Raw genomic sequence first — 3,693 nt, 5'->3', positions numbered from 1 at the left:
GCACGACCATCTCGTGGTGCATGCCGAATCGACGGTGGCGCTGCGTTCGCGGCCGGTGAATTCGAGGATAAGTACCAAGCCAAGCGGCAATTTACGCTCAATACCAAGGAAATAACCGAGGTTTACCAGGGCAAAGCCGATGACGCAATAATTGATGAGAAGAGGTAACTCTCTCCGTGAAATCTTCAACCAATCGCGACGCTTGATGATTGCAAAGGTGAAGAGGATAAGAAAGGCGGAGATTGCACGAATCTGCGCCAATCGAAAGGCTGACATGTGCTCGAGAACCACAGTGGAGAAGATTCCATTGATAGAGAAAGTTAGTGCTCCTAAGAAAAGATAAAGCTCGCCGCGATGTTTCACGCAGGCGAGCCTATCTTAGTTAAGTATTAGAAAGCTGATTCAGGCAGATCCATAATGGTGTTATCTGTCGCTTCAACAATCTTGCGATCTGCCGTGATGTGAGGCAGAACGTTATGAACGAAGTAATGTGCCGCTGCAACTTTTCCGGTGTAGAAATCCTTATCTTTACCAGTTGCGGTAGGTAGCTTCTCTGCTGCGATATCTGCCTGGCGCAAGAGCAACCAAGAAATGATGACATCGCCAACAGCCATCAGTGCGCGAGATGTATTAAGTCCCACCTTATAAATTTCTTTTGGATCTTCCTGTGATGCCATCGCATGTCCCACAAGAACACCAATGATTCCATTGAGATCGCCGAGCGCCTTGAGCAACGCCTGCTTCTCAGCAGCATTTGCTCCCCCCGCTTCAGCGAAGGCAGCAATCTCTTTACCGAGAGCGCCCAGTGCCTTACCGCCATCTTTAACAATCTTACGGAAGAAGAAGTCGAGACCCTGAATCGCTGTTGTACCTTCATACAAAGTATCGATCTTTGCATCACGTACATATTGTTCGAGTGGCCAATCTTGGGTGAAGCCTGAGCCACCAAATGTTTGTAGTGATTCAGTTCCAAGAAGTGTCCATGCACGCTCTGAACCAAATCCCTTAACGACAGGAAGCAGTAAGTCGTTGAGCGCTTCCGCTTTCTTCAGACGATCTTCATCGCCAGCAGCACGGGCAAGTTCAACTTCATCCTGCTGAGCTGCAGTGAAGAGAACAAGGGCTCTCATGCCTTCTGCATAGGACTTTTGGACCATTAATGAGCGGCGCACATCTGGGTGATGAATGATGGTCACGCGAGGTGAAGCCTTATCGTTCATAACCTTCATATCTCCACCTTGTACACGTGACTTTGCATAGGAAAGTGCCTGCATATAACCAGCAGAGAGAGTTGAGATCGCCTTTGTTCCCACCATCATGCGAGCGAATTCGATGACCTTAAACATCTGTGCAATACCTTCATGAACATCTCCAAGAAGATAACCAACAGCAGGTTCTTTTTCACCAAGATTCATTTCGCATGTTGCTGAAACATTGAGACCCATCTTGTGTTCGACATTGGTGACATAAACACCATTGCGCTTTTCAAGCTCTCCAGTTTCGAGATCGAACATAAATTTTGGAATCAAGAACAACGACAAGCCCTTTGTACCTGGTCCGCCACCTTCGCGACGTGCAAGTGTGAAGTGCATGATGTTCTCGTAGATATCAGCATCACCTGATGTGATAAATCGCTTGGTACCTGTGATGTGCCATGTTCCATCTGGTTGCTGCACTGCCTTGGTGCGACCTGCACCGACATCTGAACCCGCATCAGGTTCGGTCAGCTGCATCGTTGCGCCCCAGTGACGGTTAACCATATGGCCAGCCATCTTCTTCTGGTCTGCTGTTCCTAATGTGTATGCAACTTGAGCAAATGCATAGCCTGACGCGTAGATATGAATTGCAGGGTTTGCACCGAGAACCATTTCAGCGATTGCCCATCGTAGTGATGGTGGAATCTTTGTTCCGCCGAGTTCGACAGGTGCATCGAGTGACCACCAGCCTTGATCCACAAATGCTTTATATGACTTCTTAAAACTTTCCGGAAGTTTTACTTCACCAGTTGCTTTATCAAAAACTGTTCCGATGCGATCGCCATCAACAAACGATGCAGCGAGATCATTTTCAGTAATGCGCTTAATCTCTTCCAGCATTCCCATTGCAGTATCTCTATCGAGATCTGAATACAGGGATGTACCTAGGAGCTTCTCGCGACCCAAGAGGTCGAAGAGGCAGAATTCGATATCGCGCAGGTTTGCTGTGTAATGGCTCATGGCGCAATAGTTCTACCCGCCAGTAACTTATGCAAGAGTGGCGGAGAGTTATTTTTTAACGCTCAATCGGTAGGCTCGCGCTCGTGCTACTCAGTGACCGCGATATCCGTGCCCAGATCGAATCTCAGCGTGTAGGCGTCGAGCCTTTCGCAGAATCGATGATCCAGCCATCCTCAGTCGATGTCCGTCTGGATAAGTTCTTCCGCGTCTTCGAAAACCACAAATATGAGGTCATTGACCCAGCGCTCGAGCAGCCAGAGCTGACTCGCGAAATCATCGCCGAAGATGGCGAGGCATTTATCTTGCACCCAGGTGAGTTCGTTCTCGCCTCCACTTATGAGGTCATCACACTTCCTGATGACATCGCGGGTCGCCTCGAAGGTAAGTCATCCCTAGGTCGCCTCGGGCTCCTTACTCACTCGACTGCAGGATTTATCGATCCAGGATTCTCTGGCCACATCACTCTCGAACTTTCCAACGTCGCTAACCTTCCTGTGAAGTTATACCCAGGTATGAAAATCGGTCAGCTCTGTCTCATTAAGCTCTCATCTGCGGCAGAACACCCATACGGTTCAGCGCAATATCTCAACCGTTACCAAGGACAGCGCGGGCCAACCCCAAGCCGTTCCTTTATGAACTTCCACCGCACTACAGTTAAATAGCATCCTGATTAGCAGAGCGCTTCAGGATTTAATAATCCTGGGGGGAATATCACCCGGGGAGAACGGGTTGGATACAGCATGAAAACATTCCTCATTATTGGCGTTATTGCTCTTATCGCACTCTTTATTGTTGCGCAGTACAACCGCCTTGTTCGCCTCAACATCACAGTGGATGAAGCATGGGCACAGATCGAAGTACAACTTAAGCGCCGTGCAGATTTAATCCCCAACCTAGTTGAGACAGTAAAGGGATATGCACAGCACGAACAATCAACTTTCGATGCAGTTGTTGCAGCTCGCGCAAAGGCAACGAGCGCATCAACAATCGGTGATGTAGCGGCCGCAGATGGCGCAGTAACAAGTGCCCTTCGTGGATTACTCGCAGTTGCGGAAGCCTATCCAGATCTCAAAGCATCAACTAACTTCCTCTCGCTTCAGGAAGAGCTCTCAACAACTGAGAACAAAGTTTCATTTGCACGTCAGTTCTATAACGACAATGTGCGCTCGCTCAACCAAGCTGTTGCAACCATTCCAACAAGCTTCTTTGCAGGCTTAGCAAAGGTAAGCGCTCGCGCCTTCTATGAGGTCGAAAACGCAGCAGATCGCAACGTTCCTAACGTTAAGTTCTAAATAATGGCCAATAGCTCTAACTTTCGCGAACTCCAATCTGCCAATAAGGGAAAGACTTACTTTCTCTTAGGATCAATGGGCCTTCTCACCTGGCTCGTTGCCTATGCAGCTTTGACTTACTTCGGCGCAGGAACAACAACGTTTATTGTTCCGCTGGCAGTAGGTATCGCGTTGGTCGGTGTCTG

General features: G+C 48.7%; 4 protein-coding genes and 1 pseudogene. 3 read left to right on the top strand and 2 right to left on the bottom strand.

Annotated features, from left to right (window positions below; translation table 11 throughout):
* Together ACKOVI_RS04780 and ACKOVI_RS04775 are read right to left on the bottom strand one after the other, a co-directional pair.
* On the bottom strand, positions 1-363 hold a 363-nt coding region (locus ACKOVI_RS04780), incomplete at its 3' end, for an EamA family transporter (protein WP_509602917.1).
* A 26-nt stretch (positions 364-389) separates the two neighbouring features.
* Positions 390-2,216 carry an acyl-CoA dehydrogenase gene (locus ACKOVI_RS04775; protein ID WP_509602916.1) on the bottom strand — a complete coding sequence of 609 codons (1,827 nt, stop codon included), beginning with the start codon at positions 2,214-2,216 and terminating at the stop codon, positions 390-392.
* Between the two features lie 83 nt (positions 2,217-2,299).
* Here ACKOVI_RS04775 and dcd point away from each other — a divergent pair, with 83 nt between their 5' ends.
* The 3 genes and pseudogenes from dcd to ACKOVI_RS04760 form a co-directional block, all read left to right on the top strand.
* Positions 2,300-2,878, top strand: a complete 579-nt coding sequence (gene dcd, locus ACKOVI_RS04770; RefSeq protein ID WP_509602915.1) for a dCTP deaminase — start codon at positions 2,300-2,302, stop codon at positions 2,876-2,878.
* Positions 2,879-2,956: 78 nt separating this feature from the next.
* On the top strand, positions 2,957-3,508 hold the full coding sequence (locus tag ACKOVI_RS04765; protein ID WP_509602913.1) for a LemA family protein: 552 nt from the start codon (positions 2,957-2,959) through the stop codon (positions 3,506-3,508).
* Between the two features lie 3 nt (positions 3,509-3,511).
* A pseudogene (locus ACKOVI_RS04760) lies at positions 3,512-3,693 on the top strand (M48 family metalloprotease); the annotation flags it as partial.

Source organism: Candidatus Planktophila sp. (assembly GCF_046070465.1).
Classification (GTDB): Bacteria; Actinomycetota; Actinomycetes; order Nanopelagicales; family Nanopelagicaceae; genus Planktophila.
Note: the sequence above shows the minus strand (reverse complement) of the source record. Positions and strands in the feature narration are given on the sequence as shown.